Below are 19928 nucleotides of genomic sequence, written 5' to 3'. Positions count from 1 at the left end.
CCGGGCTTTTTCAGCTAGGTAGCTGGGTGGCTTACATCATGCCGCCCATACCGCCCATGCCGCCCATGTCAGGCATTGCCGGAGCAGCCTTGTCTTCTGGGATATCAGCAACCATGGCTTCGGTAGTTACCATCAGACCGCCAATAGAGGCAGCAGCCTGCAGGGCGCTACGAGTCACTTTAGCCGGGTCAAGAATACCCATCTCGATCATATCGCCGTATTCGCCAGTCGCAGCGTTGAAGCCGTAGTTGCCTTCACCGGCCTTGACCTTGTCAACTACGACGCTTGGCTCGCCACCCGCGTTGGCAACGATCTGGCGCAGAGGTGCTTCAACAGCACGACGCAGCAGAGCGATACCTACGTTCTGATCTTCGTTGTCGCCTTTCAGACCTTCGATGGCCTGCAGGGAACGAACCAGGGCTACGCCACCGCCAGGCACCACGCCTTCTTCAACGGCTGCACGGGTTGCGTGCAGGGCGTCTTCAACGCGAGCCTTCTTCTCTTTCATTTCAACTTCAGTTGCCGCACCCACCTTGATCACAGCAACACCGCCAGCCAGCTTGGCCAGACGCTCTTGCAGTTTTTCGCGGTCGTAATCGGAAGAAGTCTCTTCGATCTGAGCACGGATCTGCTTGACGCGAGCTTCGATATCAACCTGAACGCCAGCACCGTCGATAACAGTGGTGTTTTCCTTGTTGATAACAACGCGCTTGGCTTGACCCAGGTGCTCCAGAGTGGTGCTTTCCAGGCTCAGGCCTACTTCTTCAGAGATCACAGTGCCGCCAGTCAGGATGGCGATATCCTGCAGCATGGCCTTGCGGCGATCACCGAAGCCAGGCGCCTTGACAGCAGCAACCTTGACGATGCCACGCATGTTGTTGACGACCAGAGTAGCCAGCGCTTCGCCTTCAACGTCTTCAGCAACGATCAGCAGCGGACGGCCAGCCTTGGCAACGGATTCCAGCACCGGCAGCATTTCGCGGATGTTGGAGATCTTCTTGTCAACCAACAGCAGCAGCGGGTTGTCCAGCTCGGCGGACATGGTGTCCGGCTTGTTGATGAAGTAAGGAGACAGGTAGCCACGGTCAAACTGCATGCCTTCTACGACAGACAGTTCGTTTTCCAGGCCGGAACCTTCTTCAACAGTGATCACGCCTTCCTTGCCTACTTTTTCCATGGCTTCAGCAATGATGCTGCCAATGGATTCGTCGGAGTTGGCGGAAATGGTACCTACCTGAGCGATGGCACGGAAATCGGCGCAAGGCTTGGACAGTTCTTTCAGCTGAGCAACGATGGCGATGGTTGCCTTGTCGATGCCGCGCTTCAGATCCATTGGGTTCATGCCGGCAGCAACAGCCTTCAGGCCTTCGTTCACGATGGACTGAGCCAGAACGGTAGCAGTGGTAGTACCGTCACCAGCTGCATCGTTAGCCTTGGACGCAACGTCCTTGACCAGCTGAGCACCCATGTTTTCGAACTTGTCTTTCAGCTCGATTTCTTTGGCAACGGAAACGCCATCTTTGGTGATGGTCGGAGCGCCAAAGCTCTTGTCCAGAACAACGTTACGACCTTTCGGGCCCAGTGTTGCCTTTACAGCGTCAGCCAGAACGTTTACGCCGACCAGCATTTTCTTGCGGGCGGAGTCGCCGAATTTGACTTCTTTAGCAGCCATGTTCTTTTTCCTCTAAACGAATTCGGTGGAAACAGGGATCGGCAATCAGCCTTCCAGTACAGCCAGGATCTCGGACTCAGCCATGATCAGCAGTTCTTCACCATCAACCTTGATGGCGTTGCTGCCGGAATAGGGACCAAATACTACTTTGTCGCCAACCTTTACAGCTGGAGCGCGAACTTCGCCGTTATCCAGAACGCGACCGGTTCCTACCGCAACGACTTCACCACGATTCGGCTTTTCGGCAGCCGAGCCCGGCAGCACGATGCCGCCAGCAGTCTTGGTTTCTTCTTCGCTGCGACGGATCACGACGCGATCATGCAGAGGACGAAGCTTCATAGTCGTATCTCCTAATATGTAAGCGTTTCCAATTACCGGTGAAGACCACCGGCTGTTTTGTTTTAACCGGCTTCGCCGGGTGCACCCTGCAATGCAAGGTGCGAATTCAGCCTGCCAATGGCAAGAACCTTACGGTGTCCGCTACATGAGGTTGTAGAAAATCATTTCAAGGGGCAGAGCAAAAAAATTTTTCTAATTCAGTGATTAAACGGCTTCTTATCATCTCGCCGTTCGTACTCACCTTCAATCACGCGAGGGGCCTCGGGGCGCTGATGATTTTGATGAAAATCACCCGGTCTGTGCTGATAAGTCTGCCCACCTCCGCGCACATTGATCCGCGCCATTACAGACCCTATCAGTAACTTGCGTGTAATGGGTAACAGCACTAGCAGCGCCAGCACATCACTGATAAAGCCGGGTAGGACAAACAAGGAGCCGCTGACGGCCATCGTCAGTCCCTGCATGATCTCTTTCTCAGGCACTTCACCCATGGCAATACGTATACGAGCCCGCCAAAGCGTCGTGAAGCCGGCCACCCGAAGCATGCCAATACCAATGAGAGTACTCAGGACCAGCAGGATCAACGTCCAGCCGACTCCAATGGAACTGCCAATCTTGATCATGACTGCCAGTTCCAACAGGGGAAACAGTAAAAACAGAAACAGGAATTTGCGCATCGCAGTGTCCTTTGGGGCCTCCAAGGCCGAACCTACCAAAACTCCAAGGTGGCGTTGACCAGGGATTAATTCAACCCTTGCGTGTGGAATCACGCTATCAATAGACACTCAAGGCCAGACGACACGGGCTTCTACGCAATAGAAAGGAGTGTTACAAGGTATGGATTGATGAGGAGTCAGCTGACTACTGGCTGGATAAGGCGCCACAAGGGCGCCCTAGCACAAGCAGTTACCACGTTACGCCAATACCTGCGCTGTATTGGGTTTCGTTGAGACTTCCCTTGGCCCCGCTGACCAGCTGCTTTGACGCCTTCAGGTTAAGAGACGCCCAGTTGGTGACCTTGTAGCGCAGACCTAAATCCGTATCCAGGCTGAAGTCCGCGGTATTGTCCAGCGGGCGTCCTACTTCACCAGTAGTGAATAGCTGAACCGTCTGTCCGTATACGTAACGGTTGTAGTCCCACTTCATTGACACGGAGTAGAAGCTGTCCTTGTCACCATCGCGGTATTGATAGTCGGCGCGATCCAGCAGCGCTGTCAGGGAGAAGGATCCCAGCTCGTTATCCCAGAACTGATAGCCCGGGCCTGTACCAACGTTACGCTGGCGAGCGATGTCTTCAACTTTGTCCCTGTCGTAGGACAGCCGTCCCTGCCAGAAAAACTTTTCATTGAAGAAACGATCCAGCGCGTACTGAAGCGACCAGTTATCCGTGGATACCGCTCCGTCCTTCTTTTCACGGTCGTAACTGCCCTGGGCATTGTGACGCCACATACCGTGCCGAGCCTGGGTCTTGAAGTCGATGTCGTAGTCGTCTGTATCCTTGTCGGCACGCTTGTAATTCAATGCCGCATCGATGTTGCCCTTCCAGGTAAAGTCATGCAGGAGCGGCTTTGGTGGCACAATCTGGCTGATGCTGGCCAGAGGTACGGTCTGCGCGCCCTGCTCTGCCGTTTCGACAATGACCTGACCCTGGCCGGCAGGCTTGAGGCTCTTGACCTCGACATCCTCCTCGTATTCACCACGCTGCACCAGCACGGGCTGATCGCGCTGCAGCGTAGCCACCTTGTCCCAGGACAAGGGAATGGAGCCACCGTAATCGGTCTGCAACAGTAGCTTCTTGCTGTCTAAAAGCTTGATCGTCCCGGTCAAGCGGTCACCATTTTTCAGCCATACCGTGTCCGCAAAAGCGGTACTGGAAAGGGCTGAAAAAGCGGCAAGGCAAAAGAGAGTTCGTGACAACATAAAAGACGCCGTTGTAGAGATATGAACCGGTTATGTTTGTCCGGCCCTTGTTAAGAAAGCAGAAATAATCGCGGGTGAGGTTGAGCAACCTTTTCACGCCAAGCGCATATGACTGATTTTCATTAACAAATTCCACTGGCCCAGCATTTCTTTGCTTGTTTTTTGAAATACGTCGAGTTCAGTCCTATGCCTTACTCCCTTTTCCAACATTCAGACACACCCGAGACTCGCCAGGCAGCGCTTTTCGGCGTCATGGCAGAAATACCGCCTGGAAAGGTCGTCAGCTACGGTCAGTTAGCTGAACTGGCTGGCCTGGGCCGTGCGGCTCGATGGGTGGGACGGACACTTTCCCGTCTGCCGGAAGGGACCACCCTTCCCTGGCATCGAGTGATCGGGGCAGATGGTCGAATCAGCTTACCGTCCGATTCCCTTTCGGGTATCGAGCAACGACAGCGATTACGGGCTGAAGGCATCATTTTTCACAATGATCGGGTGGACATGCGTCGGCACAGGTGGAATCCACTTCAAGCTTGCGAGTAGAGTGTGTGTTTTTGTAAATACCGGTTCGCATGATCAGAAACTTCTGGCGAGAAGCCCTCGCCACGTACAAGTCCCCTGCCTGTCTGGCCTTGCTGCTGATGGGGTTTGCCGCAGGCCTTCCGACGATGCTGGTTTTCTCGACCCTGTCCGTCTGGTTGAGGGAGGCTGGCGTCTCGCGTGAAACCATCGGGTATGCCAGCTGGATCGGTCTTGCCTACGCCTTCAAATGGGTATGGTCGCCCATGCTCGATCAGTGGCGCCTGCCGGTCATTGGCAGTCTGGGCCGTCGACGCTCCTGGCTTGTGCTATCACAGGCATTGGTGGGAGTCGGACTACTGGGCATGGCTTTATGTAATCCTCAATATGACTTGAGCGCCATGATTGCACTGGCAGTAATGGTAGCGTTCGCTTCGGCTACGCAAGATATCGCTGTAGACGCCTATCGGCTGGAGATTGCCGAAGATTCGCATCAGGCTGCGCTGGCCGCCTGTTATATGACGGGTTACCGAATAGCCTCGCTCCTAGCAAGTGCTGGCGCCTTGTTCCTGGCTGAAATATTAGGCTCAAGTGTCTTGAATTACAGTCAGTCCGCCTGGGCGACTACTTATATGCTGTTTGCCTTACTGGTATTGCCTGGGCTGCTTACCAGCCTTCTGATTCGAGAACCCCCGCTGGCCGCTCCCATGGGCCTCGCTGATTCTCGATTCGGCTTTAATCACCAGTTACTGTCTGTGACCCTTGTGTTGGTAATGCTGGTTTCCATTCCGGCCATGATCAACGCAATTATTGATTTTGCCTGGCCACGCGCACTGCTCTATGCCCTGTTTATTATTGGTTGCATATCTCCTTGGGGTCGTCGGATCTATGAGCCCATCAAGGATTTACTTGAAAAAGTCCGCCAACCTATGGATCTGCATCAGACCGCCTGTAATGCAGACGAAGTGCCACGCTTTGACTTTGCACACCAAGCAGTCTCGGTCATCGTATTGATCGTGTTATGTATTGCCGTAACGGGTGGCTGCAAATCCTTTTTTGGAGGCTATTGGCCTCGCGGCCTTATGTACCTTCTTATCGCAGCGCTTTGCTTATCCAGTTCGGGACGCAAGCTTATGGGACCTGTTCTGACACCGGTCAGCGAGTTCATACAGCGCTATCGATGGCAGGCCCTAATGCTGCTGGGTCTAATTTCGACCTATCGCCTATCCGATACCGTTATGGGGGTAATGGCGGGTGTATTTTATATTGATGTGGGATACAGCAAAGAGACTATTGCCACCGTCAGCAAGGTATTTGGGGTAGTCATGACCCTGCTTGGCGCCGCAGCGGGTGGCGTATTAACAGCGCGGATAAGTATTCTTCCGATTCTTTTCCTGGGCGGTCTTGCTTCAGCGTTGACCAATTTGCTGTTTGCCCTGATTGCTACAACAGGCGCTAACACCATGCTGCTAGTGATTGCGATCTGTTGCGATAATTTCAGTGCTGGGTTAGCGTCCTCCGCCTTTATTGCCTATCTGTCGAGCCTGACTAACCTTCGCTTCTCTGCGACTCAATATGCGCTTCTAAGCTCGCTTATGCTCTTATTGCCACGCCTGCTAGGCGGATACTCTGGAAGCATGGTTGAGCATGTGGGGTATGTTTCATTCTTCATGATCACATCCCTATTAGGAATTCCAACACTGATTCTGATTGCAGTGCTCTGGCTAAAGCAGCGAAGCCAGTCCAGTCGGCAAACAACCACTGGAGAGCCAAGTATTTCTCCACCGTAATAAAAAGCCCGCCAGTAGGCGGGCTTCGCTTAGGCAGCCTCTTTTTTCTCTGAAACCATATGCAGAACACGCTGGGGAAAAGGGATTCCGATACCAACTTCGCCAAGTCGATCCCGGACCTGCTCGTTCAGCATGAACATCAACGGCCAGTAATCCCCACTGTTAGTCCAGAAGCGCAGAGACAGTGTAATTGCACTATCACCCAAGGCAGAAACAACCACCTCTGGTGCTGGATCACGGTGGACACGTGCATCTTCAGCTAACTTGAGCAGAACCTCCCGCCCTTTTTGCAGATCCGCCTCATAGTCCACGCCCACATCAAAAATCACCTTACGCTTGGCCTGGCGTGAGTAGTTAGTGATGATGCCATTAGAAAGTGTTCCGTTCGGGATCGTAACTGTCTTGTTGTCCCCCGTTAACAGGATCGTATGAAAGATCTGCACAGAATCAACCGTTCCCATTACACCCTGGGCCTCAATGAATTCGCCCACGCGGTAAGGGCGGAACATCAAGATCAGCACACCACCTGCAAAATTTGCCAAGCTGCCTTGCAACGCGAGCCCGACAGCCAGACCTGCAGCACCAATCACGGCCACAAAGGAGGTCGTGGCAATGCCAATCATGGAAGCCACACTGACGGCGAGCAGTACTTTGAGAACAATATTGGCCAAGCTGCCTACGAAACCGAGCAGCTCGGCATCAACGCGACGAGCCCTTAATAGGCGGGACATGTTGTCTGTTACTTTATTAATAACCCACCAGCCAATAGCTAGGGTAATCAGAGCCAGTAGCAGTTGCCCTATGTACTGCAGTATGACCGGCAGCCAGGCTTCAGAAGCAGCAAGAAGTCGGTCGAACTGCACACTTAGATCCATCGTTGGATTCTCCTTAAATCAATGGAAGATGATCGGCCTATAGCAGTTGGTCACGCTAAGTGCGACGTACCGGTACTAAGAAGGTTCCCGTCACGCGGGACGCCAAGTCTTGCAGAAGGGCTAATCACGGAAATTATTGAACTGCAGCGGCATGCCCAATTCCTGGCCGCGCAACATGGCAATGGTTTCCTGAAGCTCATCGCGCTTCTTGCCAGTCACGCGGACCTGCTCACCCTGGATTGCGGCCTGAACCTTGATCTTGCTGTCCTTGATGGTAGCAACGATTTTCTTGGCAAGCTCCTTATCGATGCCTTCACGCAGTACAACTTCCTGCTTGACACTTTTGCCAGAGGCATAAGCATCCTTAACTTCCAGACACTGCACATCGATCTTGCGCTTGGCTAAATTCATTTTCAGGATCTCCAGCATCTGCTCAAGTTGAAAATCCGCTTCCGCCGTTAGCGTGACGGTAAGCTCTTTGAACTCAAAGGAGCCCTTTCCGCGTAGGTCATAGCGGCGATCCAGTTCCTTCATGGCATTTTCAACCGCATTGGTCACTTCATGTTTATCCAGTTCGGACACTACATCAAAAGAAGGCATGTCATATCTCCATGTAGGCCAGGCGCTTGACTTGATGCGACTGGCTTGACGATCAAAAAGGGGCAGCCATTATAACGACTGTGGTCGATTACCCGGAATTCCATCCTGCCCGGACGTGAAACATGGGTTCCTTCTATTTTTGCTAACGAGGTATAACGTCATGAGCTGGCACATTCTGGGAGCTGGAAGTCTGGGAGGGTTATGGGCAGCGCGCTTGTTTCGCGCAGGCATCCCGGTACGCCTGATCTTCAAAGACCGCTTGCGCCTGGCCCAATACCGGGCAGCCGGTGGGCTCTCCTTACGTGAGGGTGAGCAGGACAGCCTTTACCCATTGCCTGCCGAAACACCTCAAGAGACCTCCCCCATCCGACGCCTGCTGGTGGCCTGCAAGGCTTACGATGCGGAGGACGCCGTCGCAGCTGTGGCATCCCGCCTCATTCCTGGCGCTGAAGTGGTTCTGCTGCAGAACGGCATTGGCAGCCAGGAACGCGTAGTCGAGCGTATACCGCGGGCTCGCTGCATACTTGCAAGCAGCACGGAAGGCGCCTTCCGTGAGTCCGATTTCAGCATCGTCCAGGCTGGGAAAGGCCACACTTGGCTGGGTGATCCGGCTCATCCCGATCATGTACCGGAGTGGCTGGATGAGCTCAACGAGGCGGGCATACCGGTCCAGTGGTCAATAGAAATCATGGGGCAACTCTGGCGCAAGCTTGCCATCAACTGTGCCATCAACCCCTTAACGGTGCTCCATAAATGCCGTAATGGTGAGCTCAACGCCTACGCTGGCGAGATCAAAGCCCTCACCCTTGAACTGGACGCGTTATTGGAGGCAGTCGGGCACGGAAACCTTGCCCCTGGCCTTCAGGAAGCGGTGCTGGCTGTAATTGATGCGACTGCCGACAACACCTCATCGATGCTTCAGGACGTTGCTCATGGACGTCGTACGGAAATCAGTTTTTTGCTTGGCCATGCGCTGCAAGAGGCTCAGCGCCATGGACTCAAGCTGGGCGCCCTTGAGCAACTCCATCGCCACTTGATCGATCATCTGGAGACCCATGGATTGCCGGTAGACTAAGCGCAGGCTACCCTTTCAGATCCTATTGCAGCGATGTAAGCCATGATTCTGCGCGAGCGACTCAGAAATCTTCCGGTTGGCCAGAAGTTGTTGGCTGCGCTTCTTGTACTGTTAAGCGCTGTGTTGCTGGTAGCTAACATTACCTTCATCTCTGCAGCCTACTGGATTTCCCAGGAAAACATGACGCCCCAGGCGTTGCAAACGGTTGGCAGGCTGCTGGCAATCCCCACGCTGAGCCAGGAGGCGCTGAGCTCCAAGGAGCGGGCTGAAGCGCTTCTGCATCGACTCGACAATTACAGCCCGCTCCGCCTGGCTGCCATTTACAACCAGGACGGGCATCTACTTGCCGAAATACAAAATGGCACGTTGCTAAAGCTGCCTACGCATTACACAAGCCTTGAAAACTGGCGCTTGCGTGAGTTTCGTACGAATGTGCTGATCGACCTTCCTCAAGAAGATGGCCGCTCCGGCCATTTGCTGCTGGTCGCCAGCAGCGAGTTACCCGGGGCCTTCTATACCGGAACGCTGACCGCCAGCATCGCCATTCTGGTGTTCAGTCTCCTGCTCTGGTTTGTTGTGGCCAGACAGATTCGTCTGTTGATCACCCGGCCGATCCTTCAGTTGGAAGAGCTGTCTCGCCAGGTTACCCGCGAGGAAAATTACTCGCTGCGCGCTGGCAAGGGTAGTGACGACGAAATAGGTCGGCTGGCAGATGCTTTCAATACGATGCTGACCCGCATCGAGGGCCGCGAGCAACAGCTCAAACGCGCCCGTGATGACGCCCAGTCCGCAGTGCTTCAGGCTCAAACCCTGGCCGAAGAAACACGTCGCTCGAACCGAAAGCTCGAACTGGAAGTTCAGGTACGGGGCAAGATCGAGAAAAAGCTCACCGGCTTTCAAAATTACCTAAACAGCATCATCGACTCGATGCCATCGGCACTGATTGCTGTCGATGAACAGTTCTATGTGACGCAGTGGAACCAGGAGGCAACCAACCTCTCAGGCACCAATCTGGATGAGGCGTTGAATCAACCTATTTTTCTGGCCTTCCCCTCAATCAAACCGTTTCTTCCCCAGCTAAGTCGCGCGGCCGAACATATGCGTGTGGAAAAAGTAGAGCGTGTCACCTGGGCGCTGATTGACGCTCCCCGACATTACACGCTGACCTTTTATCCACTCATGGGCGGTGCCGGACGCGGAGTCGTCATCCGAATCGATGACATCACCCAGCGCCTGAACATGGAAGAGCTGATGGTGCAGTCCGAAAAAATGCTCTCGGTCGGTGGATTGGCTGCGGGCATGGCGCATGAAATTAATAATCCGCTCGGTGCCATCCTGCATAACGTTCAGAATATCCGCCGCCGACTTTCACCAGAGCTTCCCAAGAATATCGATCAGGCAGCAGAATGCGGCGTGGGACTGGAGGATGTGAACTGCTACCTGAAGGGACGGGAAATCCCCCGTCTTCTTGATGGGATTCATCAGGCAGGAAGCCGTGCCGCCAAAATCGTCAGTCACATGCTGGCTTTCAGTCGTCGAAGCAACCGCAAGATGGTCGCCTGCGACCTGCCCTCCTTGATCGACCAGGCCATCGAAATTGCTGGCAATGATTTTGACCTGGCAGAAGGTTTCGACTTCCGCGCACTCAATATCCAGTGTGAATTTGACCCGGATCTAGGCCCCGTACCGGTTATTGCCAATGAACTTGAGCAGGTTCTCCTCAATCTGTTGAAGAACGCGGCCCAGGCCATTCATCAACGGGATGATGAAGAAGAAGGCGAAACGGGCCGTGTGGTGCTGCGTACATACCGCCGAGGAGATTGGGCAGAAATTCAGGTTGAGGACAATGGGATCGGGATTCCGGAATCAATTTGCAAGCGGATCTTCGAACCCTTCTTTACCACCAAGGAAGTGGGACAAGGGACCGGACTGGGTTTGTCCGTGTCTTATTTCATCATTACCAACAACCACAAGGGTCAAATGGAGGTCCATTCCAGACCTGGTGAAGGCACCTGCTTTACCCTGCGCTTGCCGCTCAATCAGCCGGAGGCAGGCAACAACTGATACCAAGGAGCTTGTACATGGGCTATCGCCTGTCAAAAATCTACACCCGAACCGGTGACACAGGCGAAACAGGTCTGGCAGACGGCAGCCGCGTCCGCAAGGACCATCCTCGTATCGAGGCCATTGGTGATGTGGACGAACTCAATAGCATGCTAGGCGTTCTGCTTGCAGAGCTGGAGTATCAGCAGGCTCACATCCCCGAGCTTGTCTCCGTCATTGACGTCCTGACACCCTGCCAGCATCGCCTGTTCGATCTGGGTGGTGAGTTGGCCATGCCAGATTATCGCGCGCTGGACTACGATGAGATCGAACGACTGGAGCAGGCGATCGATACCTGGAATGAAGAGCTGGGGCCTCTCGAGAACTTCATCCTGCCCGGCGGTTCACGCGCCGTTGCGTTGGCTCATACCGCACGCAGCATCGCTCGACGTGCCGAGCGGCGTTGCCAGACGTTAAACCTAAGCGAGCCGCTCGAAGGTGTAGGGATGGCTTATCTCAACCGCCTTTCGGACTTGCTGTTTGTTGTCGCACGTATTATTGGTAGGCGTCAGGGTATTGCCGAGCACTTGTGGAAGCCGGCTCAGAAAGCGGGACATCATGATGGCTGATCCCACCGCCATTCCACCGACACGTCGCCGCGAAGGACTCCATGCCGCCTGGGATGGATTCATTCTCGTATTGGTATGCGCCAATCTGGCGTTGATTCTGTTTGATAGCCTTTATTCAATTGGCCCGTTGAATCGTCTGGTTGAGCTGGCCAGCCCCACTGCACATGGCTGGTATGCTCATTATGTGCATGCACACTTCCAGACAATCGATCTCTGCTTTGTTGCATTTTTCATTCTGGATGTACTGCTGAGCTGGGCGATTGCCATTGCAGAGCGGTGTCATGGCAAGTGGTGGTACTACCCTTTTATTCACTGGTATGACGTTCTAGGTTGCATTCCGCTGAGTGGCTTCCGCCTCCTGAGAGCCTTGCGCGTCGCCTCCCTGCTTATTCGTCTGCAACGGCTGGGCCTCATCGACATTCGTCATTGGCGCCTCTACGAGTTTCTTAATCACTACTATCAGATCTTGATGGAGGAAATCTCCGATCGCGTCATGATTAAAATCTTCGGCGAGATACAGGAAGAGCTTCGTACGCAGGACGACTTTTCCAGCCGCGTGATCGACGATGTCATTCGACCACGCAAACAGCAACTGATAGATGCGGTCGCCTCGCGGTTACAACGCATGATCAATGAAAGCTATGCTCATAACCAGGCTACGCTGCATCGCTATATCAGCGAACTGATCAGCTCGGCAGTAACCGAAAACGAGGACATCAAATCCCTGAAGCGACTTCCCATGGGCGATCGCCTCGCCAAGTCTCTCGACAATACGCTTGCCGATATCGTCAATCGCCTGATCCGTGAGGCGGTTGTTGGTCTGCAGTCAAGAGACTTTAAGGCGTTGGCCAGCCGTATTGCTGATCGTAGCTTCGATGAAAGTCTGCCTCGAGGACAAACGGATCTTGATGAAGTACTGGTCGAAATTCTTGAAGTATTCAAGCAAAAGGTTATTGCTCGCCGAGCTAGCGAGCTGGGTGAACTACTGCTGCCCACCCCGCTGGCTGACTCCTCTCAGCTAACGGGGCCAGACAGACCTCGTTAGATAGATTCCGGTGACCGTATCAGCACCGGAACTCAACGTTCACTCCGCAGGCCAAAAAGCGCGGATACCCGCTACCCCCTGGGCACCCAACGCCCAGGCACGGGACAAGTCAGCCGGCCCTAGGCCGCCTAGCAGATATGCAGGATGGTTAAATGCCTTCAAAAGCGCTTCCGCGGCTTCCCATCCCAGCGTCGACGCTCCTGGGTGAGACTCGGTAGGTTGAACAGGAGAAAGCGTTACGAAGTCCACTCCCATCTGCCTGGCAAGCTCAAGCTCCTCAGCATTATGACAAGACGCTGCCAGCCAACGGTGCTCAGGAAAAGGCCGCCCATTGTCAGCGTAACGGCGCAGCTGCTGGCTGGTTATATGCCATCCGGCAGCCGGAAAGTCACCCAACCATTCCAATGGCCCCTTGAGCATGAGCTGAGCACGGCCAGCACAGAGTCCTTGCGCATCCACTGCGAGGTCTCGGTATTGAGGATCGAATGAGGCAGGCGTGCGCAGCTGAACCAGCTCGATACCTGCATCCAATGCTCTGGCAAGCCCATTAAGCAACGCCTTCGGCTCAAGATCCCCTGGCGTGATCAGATAGGTGCGTGGTAGCCGGGCAGCCTTGACGATAGGAATGTTTGCCTCAGGAAATTCATAGTCGGGCAAGTCACGTGGCCGTACCCAAGCCAACGGTTGGCCTTCGAGTCCTTTGGCCTCCCCTGCAAATGAAGTGACCTCCCATACGTCGAGTAGAACCGACTTATCCGTATAGTCATGGCAAACCTGGATCAATGGACGGCAGGTCTCTACCTGAATGCCTAACTCTTCGCTCAGCTCACGAGCCAGGGCGACCTGAACATCCTCGCCAGGCTCGACCTTTCCACCTGGAAACTCCCACAAACCACCCTGGTGCTGCTCCTTTGATCGCTTTGCTATCAGGATTTCACCTTGAGGATTGCGAATAACCGCTGCTGCGACGTGAACTCGACTCATGAAATAACCTCTTTCTCTTTCAATGCCTCCTCATACCAGCGTTGGAATGCAGGCCATGCGTAAATGGCATCTACATATCCATCAGCATCGGATGCAAGAGGCACAGAATAACTTCTCAGGCGTGTAGCGACAGGGGCATAAAAAGCGTCAGCAATACTGGCACGACCAAACAGGAACGGCCCCTCTGCACCAAAACGCTCACGGCACTCTGCCCATAAGAAACAGATACGCTTGATGTCACTTTCAGCTTCGGCAGGTATCGTCGCGAGCCGTTGGCGGCGCTTCAGGTCCATGGGCAGATGATTACGCAACGCTGAAAAACCGCTGTGCATTTCAGCACACAATGAACGGGCCATTGCCCGCGCGGCAGCGTCAGACGGCCACAGTCCTGCTTGCGAGTAGTTTTCGGCCATATACTCGGCAATTGCTAGAGAATCCCAGATGACGCCTTCCGGGGTCTTCAGGACAGGCACCTTACCGGTAGGAGAGTGCTGTCTAAGCCGCGCACGGCTGTCTGGTGTGTAGAGCGGAATTTGGAGCTCGTCATAGGTAGCACCGGACAGCTCCATGACCAGCCAGGCTCTAAGCGACCAAGACGAGTAATTTTTGTTACCGATAACCAGGGTAAGAGACACGCGCCTCTCCTTATCCACAATCATGCATCTATAGGAGCACAAGAGAGGCGCGTTATGAAACGATTCCTCAATAAATCGGGAATGTTTCGCGTCAGGTGCGGTATTCCGCGTTGATCTTCACGTATTCATGGGACAGATCCGTTGTCCAGATCGTCTCACTGCAATGTCCACGACCCAATTCAATACGAATGCCAATTTCCTCTTTGCTCATGACTTCAGTGCCTTGCGCCTCGGTATAGGTCGCGGCGCGACCGCCTTTTTGAGCAATACAGACATCACCAAGGAAAACATCGATCAGGCTGACATCCAACTCCGGAACGCCTGCCCGGCCAACTGCCGCCAGAATGCGTCCCCAATTGGGGTCAGAGGCAAACAATGCTGTCTTGATCAGTGGGGAATGTGCCACAGCATAGGCTACGTCCAGGCATTCCTGATGATTCTTGCCGCCGTTGACTTCCACCGTTACAAACTTGGTTGCACCCTCGCCGTCTCGAACGATGGCCTGGGCAAGCTCCATGGACACCTCGAAAATCGCTCGTTTGAGCTGTGCGAACAGTTCGCCTTCGGCTCTATCAATCTCGGGGAGCAATGACTTGCCGGTAGCGATCAGCATGCAGCAATCATTGGTGGAGGTATCGCCATCGATGGTGATGCGATTGAAGGATTTATTGGAAGCGTCACGCAACAAATCCTGCAGAACGGGTTGAGCCACCTTTGCGTCCGTCGCAATGTAGCCCAGCATGGTAGCCATGTTGGGACGAATCATCCCGGCGCCCTTGCTGATACCCGTCACGGTGACGGTTTGCCCGTCAAAGGTGAACTGTTGGCTAGCCCCCTTGGGCAGGGTATCAGTCGTCATGATACCGCTGGCCGCTTGGGCCCAATTGTCTGCCTTAAGATCAGCCAGCGCTGCAGGCAGTGCAGCTTCGATCTTCTCGACAGGCAACGGCTCACCAATCACGCCTGTTGAAAACGGTAGAATGGCTGAGGCCTCCACCCCGGCCAAATCGGCAAGCGCTTGACAGGTACGTTCCGCAGCGGCCATTCCAGGCTCGCCGGTACCTGCATTGGCGTTACCTGTGTTGGTCAGCAAATAACGCACATTACCTGCAAATCGTTTACGCGCCAAAACAACCGGAGCGGCACAAAATGCATTGGTCGTAAAAACCCCAGCGACCCGCGCACCCTCTTCACAACGCATTACAACCACATCCTTGCGTCCAGGACGCTTGATGCCGGCAGATGCAATACCAAGCTCGAATCCTGGAACAGGATGTAACGTAGACAACGGGCCGAGACCAACAGCCATGAGGTTTCTCCTGTAGCTAACAATGAAACGCCGCGAGCGGCTGAGCCGGTCGCGGCGATAGGGTCATAACGTGTGCACGTCAGCCGGGCATTAGTCCAGCTTGCCGTGGCAATGCTTGTACTTTTTACCGGATCCGCACGGGCAAGGCTCGTTACGGCCTATTTTCTGCTCGTTGCGTGCAGGCTCAAGGGGTACGACCGTGTCTTCGCCCTCTTCCGGTACCTGTACCTCAGGCTGCGCAATGGAAGGCGCTTCGGCATGCTGGAATTGCATACGCTTGGCCAGCTCCTCGGCCTCATGACGCATGCGCGCCTCTTCTTCGGCAGCGTCTTCACGACGAACCTGAACGTGAGAGAGTACACGAATCGTGTCACGCTTGACGCTTTCCAGAAGTTCCTGGAACAGGTTGAAGGACTCGCGCTTGTACTCTTGCTTCGGGTTCTTTTGCGCATAGCCACGCAGGTGAATACCGTGACGCAGATGGTCCATTGTAGTCAGGTGATCTTTCCACAGATCGTCCATGACACGCAGCAGCATCTGCTTCTCGAAGCTGCGCAGAGCCTCGGCACCTGCCATCTCTTCCTTCTCATAATAGGCCGCCACCAGCGTTTCGAGAATTTTCTCGCGAAGTGTTTCCTCGTACAGCTTGTCGTCTTCATCCAGCCACTGCTGAATCGGTAGCTTGAGTCCGAAGTCGTTATAGATCGCTTCTTCAAGCCCTGCCACATCCCACTGCTCAGGCAAGGATTGCGGTGGAATATGAGCGCTGAATGTTTGCGCCAACGCATCACGGCGGAACTCGTTGATCGTCTCACCCACATCCTGCGATTCCAGCAGGGTGTTACGCATGTGATAGATCACCTTACGCTGTTCATTGGCGACATCATCATATTCGAGCAGCTGCTTACGAATATCGAAGTTCCGACCTTCCACTTTGCGCTGAGCTTTCTCGATGGCATTGGTTACCATGCGGTGCTCGATGGCCTCGCCTGCTTCCATGCCCAACGCCTTCATGAAATTCTTCACGCGATCAGACGCGAAGATACGCATCAGGTTATCTTCAAGGGACAGGTAGAAACGGCTGGAGCCCGGGTCACCCTGACGGCCTGCACGACCACGCAGCTGGTTATCGATACGGCGTGATTCGTGGCGTTCAGAGGCAATCACATGCAGGCCACCCGACTCGATGACCTGCTGATGACGCTTCTGCCACTCGGCCTTTATCTGAGCAATCTGTTCTTCAGTAGGATTCTCAAGGGCTGCAACTTCAGCTTCCCAATTACCCCCCAAGAGGATGTCTGTACCACGGCCAGCCATGTTGGTAGCAATCGTTACCATACCGGGACGCCCCGCCTGAGCAATGATCTCAGCCTCACGATCGTGGTATTTGGCGTTCAATACCTTGTGCTCAATACCTTCCTTTTGCAACAGATGAGACAGGTATTCGGAGCTTTCAATCGACGCGGTACCTACCAGTACCGGACGACCTGCCTCCTGGCATTGCTTGACGTCAGCGATAATCGCCGCATATTTCTCTTCCTGAGTCAGATACACCAGGTCGTTGAAATCCTTACGTGCCAGCGGTCTGTGGGTTGGAATCACAATAACGTCCAGACCATAGATCTGACGGAATTCAAACGCCTCGGTGTCCGCCGTACCGGTCATGCCAGCCAGCTTGTTATACAGCCGGAAATAGTTCTGGAAGGTAGTAGAAGCCAATGTCTGGCTTTCAGCCTGGATAGGCAGACCTTCTTTCGCTTCGATCGCCTGATGCAGGCCCTCGGACAGACGACGCCCAGGCATCGTGCGGCCGGTATGCTCATCAATGAGCAGGACCTGGTTGTCCTGAACAATATATTCCACGTTACGGTGGAACAGCTTGTGTGCACGAAGCGCTGCGTAGACGTGAGTGAGAAGAGAAAGATTATGCGCTGAGTACAGGCTTTCACCTTCAGCCAGCAGACCCGCCTGGGTAAGCAGTTCCTCAATGAACTGGTGCCCCTGCTCGGTTATTTCCACCTGACGTGTTTTTTCGTCAATGGTGTAATGGCCTTCCTTCTCCTCCTCTCCCTCCACAGCCTCAACGTGCTGCTGAAGATGAGGAATGAGCTTATTGATCTGGATGTACAGCTGTGAGCTGTCTTCCGCCTGACCAGAAATAATCAGTGGCGTACGCGCCTCGTCGATAAGAATGGAGTCTACTTCGTCGACAACGGCAAAATTCAGCTCACGCTGATATTTCTCTTCGATACTGAACGCCATGTTATCGCGCAGATAATCAAAGCCGAATTCATTGTTGGTACCGTAGGTGATATCCGCTGCGTAAGCCGCACGCTTTTCCTCCGGCGGCTGGAAAGGCATGACAATGCCTACCGTCAGCCCTAAAAATTCATACAGCGGGCGCATCCAGTTAGCGTCACGGCGAGCCAGATAGTCGTTCACGGTGACTACGTGGACGCCTTTACCAGACAAGGCATTCAGATATACCGGCAGCGTTCCTACCAACGTCTTACCTTCACCGGTACGCATCTCGGCAATCTTGCCCTCGTGAAGCGTCATACCGCCGATGAGCTGGACGTCGAAATGGCGCATACCCATTACGCGCTTGCCCGCTTCACGAGTTACGGCAAAGGCTTCAGGCAGGATATCGTCCAGTGTCTCGCCTTTAGCCAAACGCTCTTTGAACTCGAACGTCTTGGCACGCAATTGCTCGTCAGACAACCCAATAATCTGCTGTTCCAACGCATTAACGGCCTGTACGGCCTTGCTCATGCGCTTTACTTCTCGCTCGTTTTTACTTCCAAAGAGTTTCTTTAACAAAGGCGCAAACATATCGACTTGGGTCTTCCACTCGGAGAAATGGGGGGCGGCGGATCGGTGCCATCGCCCGCGCCGTCAAAAAGACAATGGGGCATTCTACTCGGAAACGCCGACGAGAAAAGGTTGACATCACTCAAAGGTCGGATTTCTGAATAGGTTTATCCGACTCATGAGGTTCATCTGTTAACATGCCAACCCCTGTCTGGAGTGCGCACACATGGTTTTTCGTCCTATTGTTGCCGTAGCGCCTGCCACCTTGCTTCGGCAGGCCAAACCCTTGAAACCACTACTATATCAGGCAGAGCGTCTCGAACGCCTACAACGCCTAGTCGATGCACAGCTACAACCTGCAGCACGCGAGCACTGTAAAGTCGCAACCTGGCAGGACGGGTGTCTTCTGCTCATTATTACGGATGGACATTGGGCTACACGTTTGCGTTACCAGCAGCGCCGCTTGCTTCGACAGCTTCAGCAGTCTTCAGAATTTACAGCTCTTCAAAAGATACTGTTCAAGGTCAAACCCAACCCTGATCCAAATCGAAAGCCAGGCCCGCGACGCGAGCTTTCCAATGTCGCTGCAGAAAGCCTGCTATCCACGGCTGAAGGTATCTCAGACCCTTCACTGCGCGCCGCGCTTGAGCGACTGGCCAGTAGAGCGCAGCCGAAAAAGACAGAAGAATAAAAAAGCCACCTTAAAGGTGGCTTTTTTTAACACGCGTTCCTTACACCGCAGCAGCTGGCCGCATGTAAGAAATAGGAGCATCGCTAGAGCCTTCGAACGTTACAACTTCCCACGCATCAGGCTGAGCAATTAATGCACGTAGCAAGCGGTTGTTCATGGCATGCCCGGACTTATAGCCCCGGTACTCGCCAATCAAGCTTTTGCCTAGCAGATAAAGATCGCCAATGGCGTCTAGTATCTTGTGCTTTACAAACTCATCCTCATAACGAAGACCGTCTTCGTTGAGTACACCGTGCTCATCAACAACGATAGCGTTTTCAACGCTTCCGCCCAGAGCCAAGTTATGAGAGCGCAGGAATTCCAGATCCCGCATAAAGCCAAAGGTACGAGCCCGGCTGACTTCCTTGAGGAAGGAGGTGCTGGAAAAATCTACGGAAGCCTTCTGAGTACGACCGCTGACCACTGGATGGTCGAAATCGATCTCAAAGCTGACCTTGAACCCGTCAAACGGTACAAACGTCGCACGCTTATCACCGTCTACGACGCTGACTTCACGCTTGATACGAATGAACTGCTTTGCAGATTCCTGTTCTTCGATGCCAGCGGACTGGATCAAGAACACGAACGGACCGGCGCTTCCATCCATAATTGGAACTTCAGCGGCGGACAGTTCTACATACGCATTGTCGATGCCCAGACCTGCCAGTGCAGACAACAAATGCTCCACAGTGCCGACCTTGACACCACCCTGAATGAGATTGGTCGACATCGTGGTTTCGCCTACATACTCAGCCCAGGCGCGGATTTCCACGACCGGGTCCAGATCAATGCGGCGAAACACGATTCCGGTGTCTACGGGCGCTGGCTTCAGAGTGAGATATACCTTCTCCCCCGAATGCAGGCCAACGCCTGTAGCGCGAATAGTGTTCTTTAATGTGCGTTGTCTAATCATGACAGTTGCCGTTCATCGCTGATCGCGAATAGTTGTCAATAA

Annotated in this window: 18 protein-coding genes; 7 read left to right on the top strand and 11 right to left on the bottom strand. The window is 53.9% G+C overall.

The window, feature by feature from the left end:
* Window positions 1-31: 31 nt before the first annotated feature.
* From groL to JQR86_RS05270, 4 genes are all read right to left on the bottom strand, one after another.
* Complete coding sequence (gene groL / locus JQR86_RS05285) at window positions 32-1672, bottom strand: chaperonin GroEL (protein ID WP_010795293.1); 1641 nt, start codon at window positions 1670-1672, stop codon at window positions 32-34.
* 45 nt (window positions 1673-1717) lie between these two features.
* On the bottom strand, window positions 1718-2011 hold the full coding sequence (locus tag JQR86_RS05280) for a co-chaperone GroES (RefSeq protein WP_010795294.1): 294 nt from the start codon (window positions 2009-2011) through the stop codon (window positions 1718-1720).
* 197 nt (window positions 2012-2208) lie between these two features.
* Window positions 2209-2688 carry an FxsA family protein gene (locus tag JQR86_RS05275; protein WP_010795295.1) on the bottom strand — a complete coding sequence of 160 codons (480 nt, stop codon included), beginning with the start codon at window positions 2686-2688 and terminating at the stop codon, window positions 2209-2211.
* A 229-nt stretch (window positions 2689-2917) separates the two neighbouring features.
* Window positions 2918-3931, bottom strand: coding sequence for a DUF481 domain-containing protein (locus JQR86_RS05270; RefSeq protein WP_073449434.1), 1014 nt, complete (start codon window positions 3929-3931; stop codon window positions 2918-2920).
* A 186-nt stretch (window positions 3932-4117) separates the two neighbouring features.
* Here JQR86_RS05270 and JQR86_RS05265 point away from each other — a divergent pair, with 186 nt between their 5' ends.
* Window positions 4118-4471 carry an MGMT family protein gene (locus tag JQR86_RS05265; RefSeq protein ID WP_312271318.1) on the top strand — a complete coding sequence of 118 codons (354 nt, stop codon included), beginning with the start codon at window positions 4118-4120 and terminating at the stop codon, window positions 4469-4471.
* A gap of 29 nt (window positions 4472-4500) precedes the next feature.
* Window positions 4501-6237, top strand: coding sequence for an AmpG family muropeptide MFS transporter (locus tag JQR86_RS05260; RefSeq protein WP_312508773.1), 1737 nt, complete (start codon window positions 4501-4503; stop codon window positions 6235-6237).
* Between the two features lie 29 nt (window positions 6238-6266).
* Here JQR86_RS05260 and JQR86_RS05255 read toward each other — a convergent pair whose 3' ends face one another.
* Both JQR86_RS05255 and JQR86_RS05250 read right to left on the bottom strand, forming a co-directional pair.
* Window positions 6267-7112, bottom strand: coding sequence for a mechanosensitive ion channel family protein (locus tag JQR86_RS05255; RefSeq protein ID WP_019366761.1), 846 nt, complete (start codon window positions 7110-7112; stop codon window positions 6267-6269).
* Between the two features lie 120 nt (window positions 7113-7232).
* Window positions 7233-7712 carry a YajQ family cyclic di-GMP-binding protein gene (locus JQR86_RS05250; protein ID WP_010795300.1) on the bottom strand — a complete coding sequence of 160 codons (480 nt, stop codon included), beginning with the start codon at window positions 7710-7712 and terminating at the stop codon, window positions 7233-7235.
* Between the two features lie 160 nt (window positions 7713-7872).
* Between JQR86_RS05250 and JQR86_RS05245 the strand changes: the two genes are divergently transcribed.
* The 4 genes from JQR86_RS05245 to JQR86_RS05230 are packed head-to-tail and all read left to right on the top strand — an operon-like array spanning window position 7873 to window position 12504.
* A complete protein-coding gene (locus JQR86_RS05245) occupies window positions 7873-8787 on the top strand; it encodes a putative 2-dehydropantoate 2-reductase (RefSeq protein WP_434154447.1) in 915 nt (304 codons plus the stop codon).
* Window positions 8788-8829: 42 nt separating this feature from the next.
* Window positions 8830-10851 carry a sensor histidine kinase gene (locus JQR86_RS05240; protein WP_434154446.1) on the top strand — a complete coding sequence of 674 codons (2022 nt, stop codon included), beginning with the start codon at window positions 8830-8832 and terminating at the stop codon, window positions 10849-10851.
* A gap of 17 nt (window positions 10852-10868) precedes the next feature.
* Window positions 10869-11459, top strand: a complete 591-nt coding sequence (locus JQR86_RS05235; protein WP_434154445.1) for a cob(I)yrinic acid a,c-diamide adenosyltransferase — start codon at window positions 10869-10871, stop codon at window positions 11457-11459.
* The gene (locus JQR86_RS05230) at window positions 11449-12504 is read left to right on the top strand and encodes an ion transporter (protein ID WP_434154444.1); all 1056 of its coding nucleotides are present in this window, start codon (window positions 11449-11451) and stop codon (window positions 12502-12504) included. Before JQR86_RS05235 ends, JQR86_RS05230 begins: the two co-directional genes overlap by 11 nt.
* A gap of 39 nt (window positions 12505-12543) precedes the next feature.
* Here JQR86_RS05230 and JQR86_RS05225 read toward each other — a convergent pair whose 3' ends face one another.
* The 4 genes from JQR86_RS05225 to secA form a co-directional block, all read right to left on the bottom strand.
* Window positions 12544-13488, bottom strand: a complete 945-nt coding sequence (locus tag JQR86_RS05225) for a Nudix family hydrolase (RefSeq protein ID WP_434154443.1) — start codon at window positions 13486-13488, stop codon at window positions 12544-12546.
* Entirely contained in the window at window positions 13485-14123 is a 639-nt protein-coding gene (locus JQR86_RS05220; RefSeq protein WP_434154442.1) for a glutathione S-transferase family protein, read from the bottom strand. The genes JQR86_RS05225 and JQR86_RS05220 overlap by 4 nt, the downstream gene beginning before the upstream one ends.
* A gap of 91 nt (window positions 14124-14214) precedes the next feature.
* The gene (argJ, locus tag JQR86_RS05215) at window positions 14215-15432 is read right to left on the bottom strand and encodes a bifunctional glutamate N-acetyltransferase/amino-acid acetyltransferase ArgJ (protein ID WP_434154441.1); all 1218 of its coding nucleotides are present in this window, start codon (window positions 15430-15432) and stop codon (window positions 14215-14217) included.
* Between the two features lie 90 nt (window positions 15433-15522).
* On the bottom strand, window positions 15523-18264 hold the full coding sequence (gene secA, locus JQR86_RS05210; RefSeq protein WP_434154440.1) for a preprotein translocase subunit SecA: 2742 nt from the start codon (window positions 18262-18264) through the stop codon (window positions 15523-15525).
* A 205-nt stretch (window positions 18265-18469) separates the two neighbouring features.
* Here secA and JQR86_RS05205 point away from each other — a divergent pair, with 205 nt between their 5' ends.
* On the top strand, window positions 18470-18934 hold the full coding sequence (locus JQR86_RS05205) for a DciA family protein (protein ID WP_010795309.1): 465 nt from the start codon (window positions 18470-18472) through the stop codon (window positions 18932-18934).
* A 40-nt stretch (window positions 18935-18974) separates the two neighbouring features.
* Here the strand turns inward: JQR86_RS05205 and lpxC are convergent, their stop codons facing one another.
* Entirely contained in the window at window positions 18975-19886 is a 912-nt protein-coding gene (gene lpxC / locus JQR86_RS05200) for a UDP-3-O-acyl-N-acetylglucosamine deacetylase (RefSeq protein ID WP_010795310.1), read from the bottom strand.
* Window positions 19887-19928 lie beyond the last annotated feature (42 nt).

This window comes from Pseudomonas sp. JZ134, assembly GCF_051027695.1.
GTDB classification, from domain to species: Bacteria; Pseudomonadota; Gammaproteobacteria; order Pseudomonadales; family Pseudomonadaceae; genus Chryseomonas; species Chryseomonas luteola.
The sequence above is the reverse complement of the archived record's forward strand: the minus strand, read 5'-3'. Positions and strand labels throughout refer to the sequence as shown.

Bases quoted from the DNA above. Each gene is read 5' to 3' on its own strand.
- groL (WP_010795293.1), bottom strand. From the start codon at position 1,672: ATGGCTGCTAAAGAAGTCAAATTCGGCGACTCCGCCCGCAAGAAAATG.
- JQR86_RS05280 (WP_010795294.1), bottom strand. From the start codon at position 2,011: ATGAAGCTTCGTCCTCTGCATGATCGCGTCGTGATCCGTCGCAGCGAA.
- JQR86_RS05275 (WP_010795295.1), bottom strand. From the start codon at position 2,688: ATGCGCAAATTCCTGTTTCTGTTTTTACTGTTTCCCCTGTTGGAACTG.
- JQR86_RS05270 (WP_073449434.1), bottom strand. From the start codon at position 3,931: ATGTTGTCACGAACTCTCTTTTGCCTTGCCGCTTTTTCAGCCCTTTCC.
- JQR86_RS05265 (WP_312271318.1), top strand. From the start codon at position 4,118: ATGCCTTACTCCCTTTTCCAACATTCAGACACACCCGAGACTCGCCAG.
- JQR86_RS05260 (WP_312508773.1), top strand. From the start codon at position 4,501: ATGATCAGAAACTTCTGGCGAGAAGCCCTCGCCACGTACAAGTCCCCT.
- JQR86_RS05255 (WP_019366761.1), bottom strand. From the start codon at position 7,112: ATGGATCTAAGTGTGCAGTTCGACCGACTTCTTGCTGCTTCTGAAGCC.
- JQR86_RS05250 (WP_010795300.1), bottom strand. From the start codon at position 7,712: ATGCCTTCTTTTGATGTAGTGTCCGAACTGGATAAACATGAAGTGACC.
- JQR86_RS05245 (WP_434154447.1), top strand. From the start codon at position 7,873: ATGAGCTGGCACATTCTGGGAGCTGGAAGTCTGGGAGGGTTATGGGCA.
- JQR86_RS05240 (WP_434154446.1), top strand. From the start codon at position 8,830: ATGATTCTGCGCGAGCGACTCAGAAATCTTCCGGTTGGCCAGAAGTTG.
- JQR86_RS05235 (WP_434154445.1), top strand. From the start codon at position 10,869: ATGGGCTATCGCCTGTCAAAAATCTACACCCGAACCGGTGACACAGGC.
- JQR86_RS05230 (WP_434154444.1), top strand. From the start codon at position 11,449: ATGATGGCTGATCCCACCGCCATTCCACCGACACGTCGCCGCGAAGGA.
- JQR86_RS05225 (WP_434154443.1), bottom strand. From the start codon at position 13,488: ATGAGTCGAGTTCACGTCGCAGCAGCGGTTATTCGCAATCCTCAAGGT.
- argJ (WP_434154441.1), bottom strand. From the start codon at position 15,432: ATGGCTGTTGGTCTCGGCCCGTTGTCTACGTTACATCCTGTTCCAGGA.
- secA (WP_434154440.1), bottom strand. From the start codon at position 18,264: ATGTTTGCGCCTTTGTTAAAGAAACTCTTTGGAAGTAAAAACGAGCGA.
- JQR86_RS05205 (WP_010795309.1), top strand. From the start codon at position 18,470: ATGGTTTTTCGTCCTATTGTTGCCGTAGCGCCTGCCACCTTGCTTCGG.
- lpxC (WP_010795310.1), bottom strand. From the start codon at position 19,886: ATGATTAGACAACGCACATTAAAGAACACTATTCGCGCTACAGGCGTT.